The sequence below is a fragment of the Metabacillus sp. YM-086 genome (assembly GCF_048059995.1).
In the GTDB taxonomy this organism is placed as follows: domain Bacteria; phylum Bacillota; class Bacilli; order Bacillales; family Bacillaceae; genus Metabacillus; species Metabacillus litoralis_B.
Genome location: NZ_JBLUOI010000013.1, coordinates 31870 through 47296, shown reverse-complemented (window position 1 = coordinate 47296; position 15427 = coordinate 31870). Strand labels below are relative to the sequence as shown.

Annotated in this window: 14 protein-coding genes; 11 read left to right on the top strand and 3 right to left on the bottom strand. The window is 38.2% G+C overall.

Annotated features, from left to right (window positions below; genetic code table 11):
* The first annotated feature begins 434 nt into the window (after nt 1–434).
* From ACEWK1_RS08160 to ACEWK1_RS08150, 3 genes are all read left to right on the top strand, one after another.
* Entirely contained in the window at nt 435–1814 is a 1380-nt protein-coding gene (locus ACEWK1_RS08160; protein WP_212135354.1) for a sigma-54 interaction domain-containing protein, read from the top strand.
* A 91-nt stretch (nt 1815–1905) separates the two neighbouring features.
* Nucleotides 1906–2895, top strand: coding sequence for an agmatinase (speB, locus tag ACEWK1_RS08155; RefSeq protein ID WP_212135356.1), 990 nt, complete (start codon nt 1906–1908; stop codon nt 2893–2895).
* 82 nt (nt 2896–2977) lie between these two features.
* Nucleotides 2978–3823, top strand: coding sequence for a lipoate--protein ligase family protein (locus ACEWK1_RS08150; RefSeq protein ID WP_247346735.1), 846 nt, complete (start codon nt 2978–2980; stop codon nt 3821–3823).
* Between the two features lie 5 nt (nt 3824–3828).
* On the opposite strand, the gene ACEWK1_RS08145 is transcribed toward ACEWK1_RS08150, so the two are convergent.
* Both ACEWK1_RS08145 and ACEWK1_RS08140 read right to left on the bottom strand, forming a co-directional pair.
* Nucleotides 3829–4647, bottom strand: a complete 819-nt coding sequence (locus tag ACEWK1_RS08145; protein WP_416635933.1) for an EcsC family protein — start codon at nt 4645–4647, stop codon at nt 3829–3831.
* Between the two features lie 116 nt (nt 4648–4763).
* Nucleotides 4764–5546, bottom strand: a complete 783-nt coding sequence (locus ACEWK1_RS08140) for an RsfA family transcriptional regulator (protein ID WP_416635932.1) — start codon at nt 5544–5546, stop codon at nt 4764–4766.
* A 360-nt stretch (nt 5547–5906) separates the two neighbouring features.
* On the opposite strand from ACEWK1_RS08140, the gene ACEWK1_RS08135 reads away from it, so the two are divergent.
* The 5 genes from ACEWK1_RS08135 (at nt 5907) to ACEWK1_RS08115 (ending at nt 9785) form a co-directional block, all read left to right on the top strand.
* Complete coding sequence (locus ACEWK1_RS08135) at nt 5907–6131, top strand: DUF1450 domain-containing protein (protein ID WP_121663935.1); 225 nt, start codon at nt 5907–5909, stop codon at nt 6129–6131.
* A gap of 198 nt (nt 6132–6329) precedes the next feature.
* Nucleotides 6330–7640: an HD domain-containing protein gene (locus ACEWK1_RS08130; RefSeq protein WP_416635931.1), complete on the top strand. Its 1311-nt coding sequence runs from the start codon at nt 6330–6332 to the stop codon at nt 7638–7640.
* Between the two features lie 76 nt (nt 7641–7716).
* Nucleotides 7717–8238 carry a YwgA family protein gene (locus tag ACEWK1_RS08125; protein ID WP_416635929.1) on the top strand — a complete coding sequence of 174 codons (522 nt, stop codon included), beginning with the start codon at nt 7717–7719 and terminating at the stop codon, nt 8236–8238.
* A gap of 335 nt (nt 8239–8573) precedes the next feature.
* On the top strand, nt 8574–9248 hold the full coding sequence (locus tag ACEWK1_RS08120) for a site-2 protease family protein (protein WP_098795391.1): 675 nt from the start codon (nt 8574–8576) through the stop codon (nt 9246–9248).
* 21 nt (nt 9249–9269) lie between these two features.
* A complete protein-coding gene (locus ACEWK1_RS08115) occupies nt 9270–9785 on the top strand; it encodes a YwhD family protein (protein WP_416635928.1) in 516 nt (171 codons plus the stop codon).
* A gap of 187 nt (nt 9786–9972) precedes the next feature.
* On the opposite strand, the gene ACEWK1_RS08110 is transcribed toward ACEWK1_RS08115, so the two are convergent.
* Entirely contained in the window at nt 9973–12045 is a 2073-nt protein-coding gene (locus ACEWK1_RS08110) for a transglycosylase domain-containing protein (RefSeq protein WP_416635926.1), read from the bottom strand.
* A 271-nt stretch (nt 12046–12316) separates the two neighbouring features.
* Between ACEWK1_RS08110 and speE the strand changes: the two genes are divergently transcribed.
* The 3 genes from speE to ACEWK1_RS08095 all read left to right on the top strand — a co-directional run bounded on the left by speE (nt 12317) and on the right by ACEWK1_RS08095 (nt 15214).
* Nucleotides 12317–13147: a spermidine synthase gene (gene speE / locus ACEWK1_RS08105; protein WP_121663930.1), complete on the top strand. Its 831-nt coding sequence runs from the start codon at nt 12317–12319 to the stop codon at nt 13145–13147.
* Between the two features lie 54 nt (nt 13148–13201).
* Nucleotides 13202–14083: an agmatinase gene (speB, locus tag ACEWK1_RS08100; protein ID WP_212135367.1), complete on the top strand. Its 882-nt coding sequence runs from the start codon at nt 13202–13204 to the stop codon at nt 14081–14083.
* A gap of 357 nt (nt 14084–14440) precedes the next feature.
* Nucleotides 14441–15214, top strand: coding sequence for a CAP domain-containing protein (locus tag ACEWK1_RS08095; RefSeq protein ID WP_416635924.1), 774 nt, complete (start codon nt 14441–14443; stop codon nt 15212–15214).
* Nucleotides 15215–15427 lie beyond the last annotated feature (213 nt).

Here is a 15427-nt window from a genome sequence, read left to right as displayed (position 1 = left end):
TAGGAGAATCGAGACAAGAAAGAGCGAAAAGCGTCCGAATGAGTCCCGATACTAGGAGAATCGAGACAATAAAAAGCGAAAAGCGCCCGAATGAGTCCCGATACTAGGAGAATCGAGACAAGAAAGAGTCCAAAGCGCCCGAATGAGTCCCGATAACAGGAAAATCAAGACAAGAAAAAAACAAAACATCCGGCCTCCAACCCAATACTAAGAAAGTCAGAGTCACCCAGGACCATCCCACACGATCTCCATCATAAAATAGCTCCTGTATATCTATCGAACTAGCAAATCACTTCAGTTTCCACCATAAAATGCACTGCCAAGTTACTCATAGTATTAATTAAGCCAACCATTCCACGAAAAACAAATAGACTGACTATTCAAAAATGAATATACTATACATAGATGAATAATCCAAAAGAGGTGGTGATACGATGAAGGAAGCAGTGGGCACAACTACTGATGCAGAGGAAATATTGAATTCTCTAAAAGATGATTTGCTCGTCACAACCGAACAAGGTGTTATTCTGCGCGCCACACAAGCTACAGCAGAAATCTATCAAATTCCTTATGAACAGCTAATTGGACGCACAGTTTATGAGTTGGAAAGTGAAGGTGTATTTTCTCCAGCTATCACCCCGATTGTGTTGAAGAAAAAAGAAAAAGTAACAATTGTTCAAAGCACGAATAAAGGGAAAAAGCTCTTGGTTACTGGTATACCTGTTGTGGACAAAAGTGGTGACATTCACCGTGTTGTTAGCTACTCACATGACGTAACGGAATTATTAACGATGAAAAGCTATTTATCAAAAATGGAAGATGAAATGACGCGTGTGAAAGACGAGATTCAATCGTTAAAGAGGGAACAGCTGTCTGCAGATGGCTTAATTGCCGAGGATAAAAAAATGAAAATGACGCTGCAAATGGCAAAGCAGGTATCAGATGTTGATGTGAATGTTTTATTGTTAGGGGAGTCCGGTGTTGGTAAATCACTAATTGCCAAATACATACATAACTTAAGCCCGCGAAAGAAAAAGCCATTTATTGAGGTGAATTGCGGGGCCATTCCACAATCCTTGTTTGAAGCGGAGTTCTTTGGCTATGAAGCTGGATCCTTTACGGGTGCAAGTAGAAGCGGAAAAATGGGGCTAGCAGAGCTTGCAGAAGGAGGAACGCTTTTTCTAGATGAAGTAGGCGAACTTTCTCTTGAAAATCAAGTAAAGCTATTAAAACTAATTCAAGAAAAGCAGTTTTACCGTGTTGGTGGCACAAAGTTAAGAAAAGTTGATTTCCGGTTGCTTGCTGCAACAAATCAACATCTCCAAGAGTTGGTCGAGCAAAAGTTATTTCGAGAAGATTTATATTTTCGGTTAAATGTTGTACCGATTCATGTGCCATCTTTACAGGAAAGAAGCGGGGATCTTGTTCCACTGATCTATTATTTTTTAGATTATTTTTCTCAAAAATATCATCGAACAAGAGAATTGGACGATGCCGTCATGGAGCATCTGATCAACCATAAATGGAAGGGCAATGTTCGCGAGTTAATGAATTTATTAGAGCGGCTCGTTGTAACCACTCCAAGTCAGTTAATCTCCGTAGATAATTTGCCAGAATTGTACCGATCAGAAAGCAATTCTGACATTGTTTATCATTTAGAAAGTACCTCGTTAAAGGACATTTTAGAAAAAGTTGAGGAAAAGGTATTTCTACAAGCAAAGGAAAAATTTATCACTACTACAAAAATCGCTGAAAAGCTGGGAATTAGTCAACCAACCGCAGTGAGAAAGCTGAAAAAATATCATATAGATTAATAGGTGGCACGGATTTTGCATGACAGATAATGTCATGCTTTTTTATTTTTGTACTCATTAAAAATTAATGATAAAAAGGAGTCGATTCACAATGTATCAACCAAAAGATTCTTCCCAATCACCTCGTTTTTCTGGTATCCGAACATTTATGAGATTAGAGCATCTTCCAACAACTGATTCTGTTGATTTTGTTGTGGTTGGAGTACCTTTTGATACAGCGGCAACAAACCGCGTGGGAACACGCTACGGCCCGCAGCATATTCGTAATTTTTCTGTTTTACTAAGACCTTATAATCCTGATCAGGATATTAATATCTTTGATTATTGCTCTGGTGTGGATTACGGAGATATCGATATTGTTCCAGGTAATGTGCTAAGAACGTATGACCGAATGCAGCAAGGCTTAAAGCCAATTTTAGATAAAGGAATTGTGCCGATTATTTTAGGAGGAGACCACTCTATTTCATTAGGAAATTTACGTGCTTTTCATGAAAAATATGGCCCGGTTGCATTGGTTCATTTTGATTCACATGGTGATACGTGGGATCATTATTATGGAGAAAAATACACACATGGAACACCATTCCGTCGGGCGGTTGAAGAAGGATTACTTGATGTTGATCATTCTATTCAAATCGGCATGCGAGGTCCTTTATATGGTCCAAGTGATATCCAGGATGCTAAAGATCTGGGCTTTGAGGTAATCACGATGAGTGAAACAAGAAAGCTTGGTCAGGACGAGGTTATTCGTCGTATTCATGAACGAGTAGGAAAAGATCGTCCTGTTTTTGTAACCTTTGATATTGATTTTGTCGACCCTGCTTATGCGCCTGGAACTGGTACCCCTGAGGTTGCCGGTCCAACGAGTCACGAAGCATTAGAATATGTGAGAGCACTTGATGGTCTTAATTTAGTTGGATTTGATCTTGTGGAAGTGCTTCCTGCCTATGATCATGGTGAAATTACTGCTGCACTGGCATCAGCGGTAGCATTTGAGATGATTAGCTTAGTTGCGTTAAAAAAACGAAGATTGATAGAAGGAGCCTCAGAAGAACAAGTAGAGGTGAATAACGGGATTTAGATTTGGAAATGAAAATGAGGATAGAATGAAGAATAATAGTGGTATAATGAATGAACGAAACTGTTTTAAGGAGTAATTCTTCATGACCAATCTATTACCTTCCTCTTTAATCCATCAGCCACAATGGCGGATCATTGATCAATCAAGCCTGGGACCTCAATTTGATGCGAAGCACTCGTTTGCAATTGACGACACTTTGTGTGCAAGTGTTGGAAAGAATGAGTCACCAGCAACGGTGAGAACGTGGGTGCATCATCAAACGATTGTGCTGGGAATACAAGATACCAAGCTTCCATATTTAGAGGAAGGTTTACAATTTCTCAAAAACCACGGTTATCATGTGATTGTTCGAAACTCCGGTGGCCTTGCGGTTGTATTAGATAAGGATGTATTAAATATATCGCTTATTTTTCCTGATAGTGAAAAAGGAATTGATATTGATCGTGGCTATGATGCGATGCTTGATTTAATTAAACTGATGCTGAAAAAATACGATGCCAATATTGAAGCACGTGAAATTGTTGGCTCTTATTGTCCTGGTAGCTATGATTTAAGTATAAACGGAAAGAAATTTGCAGGAATATCACAAAGAAGACTGCGTGGTGGAGTTGCAGTTCAAATTTATCTTTGTGTAACAGGGAGCGGTGAAGAAAGAGCTGACCTTATTCGTCAGTTTTATGAGCTTTCTTTAAGAAATGAACAAACGAAGTTCACGTTTCCAGTGATTAAACCGGAAACGATGTCATCACTTAGTGATTTACTTCAGGTAGAGCTGACAGTTGAAAAGATGCTATATGAATTGCTTATCACCTTGAAGGAGCATAGTCAGGAGCTAATTTCATCTTCTCTTACAGTGGATGAACAGCTGCTTTTTCAGCAAAATTTGGTGCGAATGATCGATCGCAATGAAAAAGTATTTAAGAGTTAGCTGAATTACTCAGCTAACTCTTTTTCGTATGCATCTAGTTTTTCTAGTATTCTTCTTTTCCGGTACAACATAATCGCTGTTTCTGATAAATCGTGAATCATAGAGCGATTTGTTAGTGCCCCGAATACGATACCTGCGATTGGAACCATTTGAAGTAGTTTTTTCCACCCAAATTGATCTCGGTAAGTGTAAACAACCTCACGCCAACCTTGAAGCTGTGAAATCATTTCATTATTTGTGCTTTCACTTCGTTTGTAGAATGATGATAATTCATTTAATATCGCCTGTTTTCCAACAATATCGGCAGAAGAAAATTGAAGGCATTTTACAATGAAAATCCGTTCCTCACGTTTGCTTGGATCATATCCATATGTGATCGCTATTTCTTGAAGCGTTTTTAAGGAAAGACCTAGCAGAACGGGAATATCAATGGCAAGGGTGAAAATTCCGCCAACCCCTGTTGTTGCTCCTTGAATGGTCGCAAGCTTGCTTCGGTTTGACTTTAACTCTGCGCCTACTTCATCCATTGTTTGGAGAGGAAGAGTGGAAATGTCGGTAAGTGTTAAAGCTTCGTTACTAGCCTTCTTTCTCAGCTTTCCTAACACAAGTTTTTCCTGTGTTAAATATTGTCCACCTGTTTGGACAAATTGTCCTAGTTCATCTAAAAGAACACCAATCTTTTTTTGAATAAAAGCTGGAGTGATTTTATCTAATAGCTTAAAAGGAAGGCGACCAATTCGCTCCCAAAACCAAATTCCTTTTTGATCTTGTTCCCATTTTTCAATGATCTTTAATTCTGATTGCAGCCAATTTTGATTTTCCATGTTAGACCAACCTTTTCACTTGATATGATCACTATATACGAATGAAGATTCAATAGAGTTTCATGAAAGTTGTTATAAAATGTAAAAAGACGTGGTTATCACGTCTTCAACTAGAATTATTCAGCCATTTTCTCTAAATTTCCATTGCGATCCATTTTAAATGTAGTTGGCACTGTGCGATCTTCTTCATCAAATAGAACAAGTTTTCTCGCGCGGTTCATAATTTTCATTAATGTTTCATAGTCTTCTTGAACGGTAACAGTGTCTTGCTCTAATCTGTTCACTTTCTTTTGTAGTTCATCATTTTGTGAAGAAAGCTCCTGAACTTCACGCTTTAAACGAAGGTTTTCACTTTTTAATGCTTCTGATTGAACGCTGCTTGTTTTATAAGACTGCAAGAATGCAATAACTTGATCCATTGTTAATCTATTAGTAGTAGCTTGAGCTTGGTAGGTGGCAACAGGTTGTTTTACTGGTGCTGGTTGTGCTTGTTTTGTAAATGATGTTGATACATCTTCATCTGCAGGCATTACCTCTGCCATATGGCTTTCTAAAGCAGACATTGACATCATTGATTGCTCTTCTTGTTCATCGAAATCTTCTACTTCTCCTGAAGGAGCATCTGGTGTATAAAGTAATTGCTTTTTAACAGGTTGTCCTTTTCCTAAAGCTCTCATTCTTTGTTTACGTTGCTTTTTCGCTAGTTGCAATGCTTTTTCATAGTCGTGACGAACAACAGCATTCCAGCGGAACCCACATGCAGCAGATGTACGATTTAACTTATCTCCAACTTCTTCAAATGCATTTAATTGTGTGCTGCCTTCACGAACATGTCGTAAAACTGTTTCCGCTAGTAATAAATCATTCTCTTCTGACCATGCGTCTTGTCTTTGTTTCATAAATGTCCAACTCCCTATATTAAATAAATATTGTTTACTATTAACTGTTACTAAGCATGGACAAGAATGACACGATTTATACAATTTTCTTTAAGAGGATAGTAGATTTTTTCAAAAACAAATAAAGATCCCTGTAAATTGCTGTGAAAATTGGTGAATATCTTTCATTTTTATAATCTACTATAACCATTTTTACTCATGTTTATGAAATGAAATGGAAAATGCAACCGTAGGAGGAAATGAAATATAACAAGAGCCTAGCTTCAGCGTACTTGCATCACAGGTCGAATCAAGGTAAAATGTCTCTTAGTGAAAAAACGGTAGAATTGTACCGTTCGAATAGAAGGGACTGGATAATCGATGGCAAATGAATTTCGAATTTGTGATGATTGTCAAGCAACAAACATTAAAACACTCATACCAAAATTAAAAAAAATAGATTCAGAAGCTACAATAGACATTGCATGTCAATCTTACTGTGGACCAGGCAGAAAAAAAGCATTCGCCTTTGTTAACAACCGTCCGCTAGCTGCACCAACAGAAGACGAACTCATCGAAAAGATCGAGAAGAAATTGGGAAAATAACATCACCTTGTGTTAGATGCATGGTGATGTTTTTGTTTGGAGACCGGGTTTGGGTGGTGCCTGTCACTTCCCGAAGTTTGTCGAACAGATTTCCGAATTATGGGTGGGATTGTCGAATGGAACCCGATATAATAGATGATGTAGTGATGAGAGAAAGATTAGGTATTAGTGATTAAGTTAGAACGGAAGTGGAAGACAATGAAAAATAGAAAGTTGTCTGAAGAAAAGGTATTTAAGGATCCCGTTCACCGCTATATTCATGTACGTGATAAGCTCATTTGGGATCTGATCGGTACGAAGGAATTTCAGCGTTTAAGAAGAATACGTCAATTAGGGACAACCTATCTAACCTTTCATGGTGCTGAGCATAGTCGATTTAACCATTCATTAGGTGTTTATGAGATTGTGCGCAGAATCGTTGATGATGTTTTTAAAGGAAGACCGGAATGGGATGATGAAGAAAGGCTGTTATGTCTTTGTGCGGCTTTATTACATGATTTAGGTCATGGTCCGTTTTCTCACTCATTTGAAAAGGTATTCCATCTTGATCATGAAGATTTTACTCAGGCGATTATACTAGGAGATACTGAGGTAAACTCAGTGTTAAAAGAAGTGGAAGAAGATTTTCCTAAAAAGGTCGCAGAGGTTATTGCCAAAACCTATGAAAAGAAACAGGTTGTTAGTTTAATATCTAGCCAGATTGATGCTGATCGTATGGATTATCTGCAACGTGATGCTTATTACACTGGTGTTAGCTATGGCCACTTTGATATGGAACGGATTTTACGGGTAATGAGACCGCGTGAGGATCAGGTTGTCATTAAAAGCAGTGGTATGCATGCCGTTGAAGATTACATTATGAGCCGATATCAAATGTATTGGCAGGTGTATTTTCACCCGGTTACTCGCAGTGCTGAAGTGATTTTAACCAAAATCCTTCATCGTGCAAAACAACTCCACCAAGAGTTTTATACCTTCAAACATGATCCTATTCATTTTTATTCCTTATTTGAAGAAGAGTTAACTCTTCAGGACTACTTAAAGCTGGATGAATCCATTATTTTGTATTATTTCCAAGCTTGGCAAGATGAAGATGATCATATTTTACGTGATTTATGCTGTCGTTTTATGAACCGTCAGCTCTTTAAATATGTGGAGTTCAATCCAAATGTCCAAATGATGACACTAATGGAGCTTACAACTCTATTTAAAAAGGCTGGAATTGATCCGGAATACTACCTTGTTGTAGATTCCTCATCAGATCTGCCTTATGATTTTTACCGTCCAGGTGAAGAAGAGGAACGGTTACCTATTCATTTATTAATGTCTAACGGTGATTTGCGAGAATTATCAAGAGAATCAGAGATTGTGGATGCTATTTCTGGAAAAAGAAGAACGGACCATAAATTATATTTTCCATTGGATCTATTAGAAGACTTTTCAACGAAAAAAGCTGCTAAGAAGAAGATTCTTGAGTTACTGAACTTAGATAAAAAGAAAGAGGAATGATCACGTCCTCATCTTGAGACTAAACATAAATTTTTTTAACGATGAAACAAAGAAAGAGTTAGGAGATGACGGGGCATTGATGAAAGAACATGCAAAGCTGATGAAGGTTATCTCATCTGCTGGGGAAATCATTGGTCGGAAAAAACTGCAAAAAATGATTTATATTGCAAAAAAGATTGATCTGCCTTTTTATGAAAAATACAATTTCCACTTTTACGGACCATATTCAGAAGAACTTACTTTACGAATTGAAGAGCTTTGCAACCTGGGCTTTTTAGAGGAAGTTCATGAAAAAAAGGGTGGATATTTTCAATACAGATATTCCTTAACAGATACAGGAAGTGAATTTCTCGGACACTATGACCTGGACATGCCGCAGTTTAAGGAATGTATGCTAAATTTAAATGAACAAAGTTCCCGCTTTTTAGAGTTAGTCTCAACTGTATTATACTTTGAAGGACTAACAGAAGAAGAAGTGAAGGAAAAAGTATTTACGCTAAAAAGCAAGCAGCGCTATACGGAAGAAGAAATCGCTGATGCATATGAATATATTAAATTGATCAAAAACCTTGTGAAAAATGAGGCCGTCAAAAATTAATCTTTTTGGCGGTTTTTTTAAAAGGTAAGAAAGTATAAAGTTTTGTACGTAGTTATAGTGTCTAGCTCCAGCGCCTAGCCCCTCGAGGTCATAAGCCAATTTGGAATATAAGGCAAAGAGCGCCTTCTATTCCAAATCGTCTTATGCATGTCGGGGCTGACCAAGGCGCTTGCGCTTTTCTTACGGGTTCCTCTTTTTTCATTTGTGGAGAAATATAGTATACTTTAGTCGAACATCTAGTATGTTACATGTTAAGCTAGAAGAATAATGAATCCTCAAGATCCTTCATATAATAGAGTGATCTTTACATACTTTAAAAACCAAAGGGGTTAAAAATGAACGACTTTAGTAGCTTTTTAGCGTTTCCGTTAGAAGTGTTTCCATATGTAATCATTACACTTATGGTGGCCTTTACTCTTCATGAATTTGCTCATGCCTATGTGGCTTATAAATTCGGTGATCCGACGGCAGAGCGGCAGGGGAGATTAACACTAAATCCACTGGCCCATTTAGATCCATTTGGTACGATCCTTATTTTTATAGCAGGATTCGGTTGGGCAAGACCTGTTCCGGTAAATCGTTACTTTTTCAAACGTCCACGCCTGGCAGGTGTGTTGGTTTCCATCGCTGGTCCGTTAAGTAACTTGGTGCTTGCTTTTATAGGAACAGCTATTTGGTATATATTATTAACAACGAATGCTGTTTCTGCATTGCCAGACAATATGGTAACAAGCCTTGAACAGTTTTTTAATATCTTTGTGTCTCTTAATGTAATTTTATTTATTTTTAATTTGCTTCCGTTTCCACCACTGGATGGATACAGAATTATCGAAGATTTAGCACCAACACATATCCGCTCAAAGATGACACAGTATGAGAGCTATGGAATCATTATTTTCTTAATCCTTGTGATTACACCATTAGATGCGTATATTATTCAACCAATATTTGAAGTAGGAAGAGCAATTGTGATGAACACATTCCACTTTTTGCTTAGTCCTTTATTGTAAAAACAAGTTAGGAGGTCCAATATGGAAGAAAAAAAGAAAAAAAGCATTGGCTTTAATATCATAAAAAGTGACCCAACAGACGGTCATGGCGGCTACGGAGTTGGAGCGCTGAGCCTTGATAATGTTTCGCCAGTTTTTGTAGATATCGAGGAAGGAGAAGCCTTTGTTGATATTGGCGCGATGCATGCAAGGAGTGTCGTGGAAAAGGGAATCAAGTTTCTTAAAACGAAAGAAGAAGTACCAAATGGTAAGCCATATTGGTTAGTTTGGGTGACGATTGACCGCAAAACAGAAGGTCCTTATTATGCAGGAGTAACAGCCTGTGAAATGACAGTCGATCGCAGCATCAGAAGAGGATACAAATCACTTCCAGAGCATGTAAACCGTATGGATAAATCGATCAAACGCCATATCATTGTTGATCACATGGATGACCGTTCAAAAGAAATTCTTACAGATTTTCTGAAAAAACATGACCCAAATATGTGGGAGAATTCTGAGCAAAAGTTAAAGGACGATTTGAACACGGCTCAATAAATTTGTCCAAAGTGTGAAAATTACGTGAACAAATAAGTAAATTCTTGTGGTTCACTGGGAAAATTAGTAGACTAGATATACAGTTATAAAACTAGGACATAAAAAACCCTGAGCGACTTGTTTGCTCGGGGTTTTTTATTTGTTTTGATTCCCTCAGTTTTGCTGAAGCTATCTAATTTCATTTCATCTAATCCCACCACTTAAAGTACTTATCAAACCAGCCTTCTTTTTTCTGTTCCTCAGGCTTCTGTTCTTCTTCCGATCCATCCAAATCATCAATATGTTCTTCGCAATATTGAGTAGGCTCAGTGCCTGCAATAAAGTAGGTTAATCTGCGAACGGGGCAGTCCTCTGTTGCGAGCTTTCCATTTGCTGGATTAATATACACGCCAACTACTCCATCAGGTGGGCGGAAAGCTTTCACAGACTGCTTGTCGAGTGCTTCTTCCATAAAGGTGGACCAAATCGTTTTTGCGTAGCTACGTTCTTGAACAAGATCGATGGTTTTACCTTTATCATAACCTGTCCACACACCTGTGACGAGTTGTGGGGCCATTCCGATCATCCAGCTGTCTGTTGAGGTTGTACCAGATTTTCCGGCATAATCTCTTGTTAAGGAATCAGCAATGCTGTGTCCAGTGACAGATGTGTAATCATTAATGGAAGAATCAAACATACCTTTCATCATATGAGTCGTAACGAAAGCAGCTTGCTCATTAAGGACTTGTTCTTTCTCACGGTCCGCTTTGTAAATGACCTCACCTTGTGCATCTTCAATTTTTGTAATAAAGGTTGGTTCAATTTTTTTGCCGCCGTTACCGAGAATTCCATATGCATTTACAATATCTACGAGACGAACAGGTGATGTTCCTAATGCTGCAGATGGATTTTTCTTAATTTTTGTTGAAAGGCCCATTAATTCTCCTGTTTTGATTAGTTCCTCCATGCCGATAAACATATGAGTTTTTACAGCAAAAACATTATCAGACAGGGCAATTGCCTGTAGCATCGTAATAAAGTCATTGGCATAATAGTCGTTGTAATTACTCGGCTTATAGGTTGCTTTTCCATCGTCATAGGAAAAAGAGGTTGGCTCACTTTTCATTTCTGTTGCCGGAGTGAAGCCTTTCATGATCGCTGAGTAATAGAGCAAAGGCTTAATGGTTGAACCGGGCTGCCTTTTTGCTTGAATGGCACGATTAAATGGACTTTCTTCATAATTACGTCCACCGATTAATGCTTTAACATAGCCTGTTTTAGGATCAATCGCAACCATCCCTGTTTGGATGTCAGATTTCTTAGATATGGTTTCTGCTACAATTTCCTCGGCTTTTTTCTGCATGTTCACATCTAATGTTGTATAAATCTTTAAGCCTTGTGTTTGTACGGCCTGAACGTCTAAATCTAGCTTATCTGAAAGCTCACTCATGGCCGCATCCTGAAAATAACCTGCAAATCCTTTTTCAATTTTTTCTGTCTTTGTTTTATAAACGAGTTCCGTTGACAAGGCCTCTTGTAATTGCTCCTCGGTAAGATAGCCTTCATTTTGCATCGTATGTAAAATAACATGCTGTCTTTCTTCGGCTTTTTCGCGGTTCACATAAGGAGAGTATAAATTAGGTCCTTTCGGAATACCGGCAAGTAAAGCAGCTTCAGGAAGTGTTAGTTCACTTGCGTCTTTACCAAAATAATAATTTGCTGCCGCCTGAATACCGTAAACACCATGACCATAATAAATTGTATTTAAATAACCTTCTAATATATGATCCTTACTATAATTTTGCTCCAGCCTAATCGTATAGAGAGCCTCGTTTGCTTTTCGTTGCCATGTTTTTTCATGCTTTAGAAAAAGATTTCGCGCATATTGCTGGGTAATGGTACTTGCTCCCTGGACCTTTGCCATTGCTTTTAAATCAGCTAAAGCTGCACCAGCTATCCGTTTATAGTCAAATCCGTTATGTTCATAAAAGCTTTGATCCTCAATGGATATAGTTGCGTTTATAACATGTTGAGAAATATCATCAAGATTAACCCAATATCGTTTTTGTCCATTATGTAATTCTCCTATTTTTGATCCGTCATTTGCATAAATAATCGTTGATTGTGGAACGGATAAAGAAGGAGGTCCTTGCCATTTTGCATATAAAACAATACTTAAAATAACTGTCGAAAGAAAGACGAGTAATAACAAACTAATAAATGTTATGGCACGTAATGTCTTTAATGTGATTTTAATTCGCTTCGGTGTAATCACATCCATCATGCTCACCTCCTCTACAAGTATTGATTTTCGAATGAGCATACTGTTAGCCATTATGGGATTTTTTTCGACTTTTTAAACATTTTGATAAAAAGTCATAGATTTTTTCCTCAATATCTGCTATTTTCATCTATAGTTTGAAAGAAAATTTTTCCGGATGTCGATAGACTCCACCGGTTAAGATAAAAGGGACAAGGGGACAGGTTCTGTGTCCCATAAAAATGGGACGTGGAACCTGTCCCCTTGTCCCAATTTGAAAGGATGGGTTTACATGAGTGAATTATGGTACACAGAGAAGCAAACGAAGAATTTTGGGATTACATTAAAAGTGAAGCAAACGTTACATACAGAGCAAACAGATTTTCAATACTTAGAAATGGTTGAAACAGAAGAGTTCGGCAACATGCTTTTCCTTGATGGAATGGTTATGACGTCGCAAAAGGACGAATTTGTCTACCACGAAATGGTGGCGCATGTTCCTTTATTTACGCACCCAAACCCTGAGAACGTACTAGTTGTTGGTGGTGGAGACGGTGGCGTAATTCGCGAAGTTCTTAAGCACCCGCAAGTGAAAAAAGCAACACTTGTTGATATCGATGGAAAAGTAATAGAGTACTCAAAAAAATTCCTTCCTGAAATTGCAGGAAAACTTGATGACCCACGTGTAGAGGTAAAAGTTGGCGACGGCTTTATGCATATTGCTGAAAGCGAAAATGAATACGACGTTATTATGGTTGATTCTACAGAGCCAATGGGACCTGCAGTAAACTTATTTACAAAAGGCTTCTACGCAGGTATTTCAAAAGCACTAAAAGAAGATGGTGTTTTCGTTGCTCAAACGGACAACCCTTGGTTCACACCGGAGTTAATTACAAATGTTCAACGTGATGTAAAAGAAATTTTCCCAATCACACGTTTATATACAGCAAACATTCCAACATATCCAAGTGGATTATGGACATTCACAATTGGTTCGAAAAAATACGATCCACTTGAAGTAAGTGAAGATCGCTTCCATGAGATTGAAACAAAATACTACACAAAAGAACTTCACAAAGCATGCTTTGTATTACCGAAGTTTGTTAGTGACTTAATTAAATAAAAAAGACCAAGTGAGGGTAAAGCCTCACTTTTTTAAGAACGGAGGAAAAACTCAATGAAATTTGATGAAGCCTATTCAGGTAATGTTTTTATTAAAAGTCATCCAAGCTATGAAGAAAGTGAAGCGGTTATTTACGGGATGCCAATGGACTGGACAGTAAGCTATCGCCCCGGCTCTCGTTTCGGCCCTTCTCGTATTCGTGAAGTATCAATCGGTCTTGAAGAATACAGCCCATATTTAGATAAAGAGCTTGAAGAAGTAAAATATTTCGATGCTGGTGATATTCCACTGCCTTTCGGGAACCCACAAAAGAGCATTGAGATGATTGAGGAATATATCGACAAGTTGCTTGCGGACGGAAAATACCCACTAGGCATGGGTGGAGAGCACTTAGTTTCTTGGCCCGTTATGAAGGCTATGTACAAAAAATATCCAGATCTTGCGATTATTCATTTTGATGCACATACAGATCTTCGTGATGATTATGAAGGTGAGCCTTTATCACATTCAACGCCGATCAAAAAAATTGCAGATCACATCGGACCAACTAATGTTTATTCTTTCGGAATTCGTTCTGGGATGAAGGAAGAATTCCGTTGGGCAAAGGAAGTGGGCATGCACATCTCAAAGTTTGAAGTACTTGAGCCGTTAAAAGAAGTTTTACCAACACTTGCAGGTCGTCCGGTTTACTTAACAATTGATATTGATGTCCTTGATCCTGCACATGCGCCGGGGACAGGTACAGTTGATGCTGGTGGTATCACATCAAAAGAACTTTTAGCATCCATTCATGAAATTGCTAATTCAGATGTACGTGTTGTTGGCTCAGATTTAGTTGAGGTTGCGCCAATCTATGACCACTCAGAGCAAACAGCAAACACAGCGAGTAAAATTATCAGAGAAATGATTCTTGGTTTAGTACAGAAAAAAGGATAAGAAGAGAGAGACCCGATTCTTTCGGGTCTTTTTTGATGTTGAAATAAACTTAACCTTTGTAACACATCAGATATAAATGTAATATCCTAACTGTTTTCAAAAACCTGTCAACAGGATTTTAAGGACAAAAATTTGGTGTATAAACCAATTTTTAAATATTTATAGGAAATTATTCATAGTAAACGAAGATTCTATTTTATCTATGAAACACCTAATAGAGTTTGAAAAATGATATGACCTTTAACCTATTAAAAAAGTATAAAATCTATCACTGTTAAATCCTTCCTTAATTATGACAAAAAAACGCATGATACGATATGTTCGTCAGCAAGCAGTTGATAAGGGAGGATGAAACATATGAAAAAGAAAATCATATTGTCAGTCGTAGCAGGTGCAGCATTATTAATGGCAAATCCAATCGTTGATAAAGCTGATGCGGCTTCAAACACAACACAAACAAACGTTTACTATTATCAATCTGGTCATGTAGATATGGAGCGCATTAATGCTCTGCTGCAAAAGTATTTTAGCAATGTGAAAATTCAACAACCAACACAACAACCTGAAACAACAACTAAAGAAGAACCAACAAAAGTAGAGCAGCAGCCAACAGCTGAACAGCCGAAAACTCAAGAGCCGGTCGCTCAAAAACCTACAACTGAACAGCCAGCAACACAAGAGCCGGCAACCCAAAAACCTACTACACAACATCCAGCTCAAACAGAACAAACGACGGAGCAAGCAAGCTATCAGCTTAGCCAATACGAGCAGCAAGTAGTAGATTTAACAAACCAAGAGCGTGCCAAACAAGGTCTACCAGCATTAAAAGTTGATTTAACACTAGGCAAAGTAGCCCGTGAAAAATCATTAGACATGCAAAAAAATAACTACTTTTCACATACAAGCCCAACGTACGGTTCACCATTTGATATGATGAAGAAATTCGGTGTAACATACCGTACAGCAGGCGAAAACATTGCCAAAGGCCAACGCACCCCACAAGAAGTTGTGAATGCGTGGATGAACAGCTCAGGCCACCGTGCAAACATCTTAAGCTCAAACTTTACTCACATTGGAGTAGGATATGTAGCAGAAGGTAACTATTGGACTCAGCAGTTTATTGGGAAATAGTTAAGAAAGCAGCCAGCATAAGCTGGCTGCTTTTTTAGTTTTCTTTAAATATGGGCAACTCTCGGTCCATATCTCAATATTTGTTCCGATTCTGGGAGTATCGAGACAACAAAAGAGTGGGAAGCCCAAGATAAGTCCCGATACTAGGAGTATCGAGACAACAAAAGAGTGGGAAGCCCAAGATAAGTCCCGATACTGGGAGTATCGAGACAG